The following is a 271-nucleotide window of genomic DNA, read 5'->3' as shown; positions in this document are numbered from 1 at the left end:
AGATAAAGGATGTAAACATATTGCACATATTCGCGGTCCACGTGATGTGAGTACTGCAAATGAACGTTTTGAAGGTTTTGTAGACGTTATTACGCAAAATAATCTTTCGTATATGATTGCGGAGAGTACGTTTGATCCAGCAAATAGTGAGCGTGTAGCGATGGAATTATTAGAAGGATACCCGCATATTGATGGTATTGTTGCTGGGAATGATTTAATTGCGATTGGTATTGTAAAGGCTGCACTTCAAAAGGGGATTGCCATTCCAGAT

1 protein-coding gene is annotated in these 271 nt (G+C 39.1%); it reads left to right on the top strand.

The window, feature by feature from the left end:
- Window positions 1-271: substrate-binding domain-containing protein (locus SB717_RS35950; protein WP_410907766.1), on the top strand; the 271-nt coding region annotated here is incomplete at both ends.

This window comes from Priestia sp. SIMBA_032, assembly GCF_046535215.1.
In the GTDB taxonomy this organism is placed as follows: Bacteria; Bacillota; Bacilli; order Bacillales; family Bacillaceae_H; genus Priestia; species Priestia aryabhattai.
This window is presented reverse-complemented; position numbering and strand designations above follow the sequence as displayed.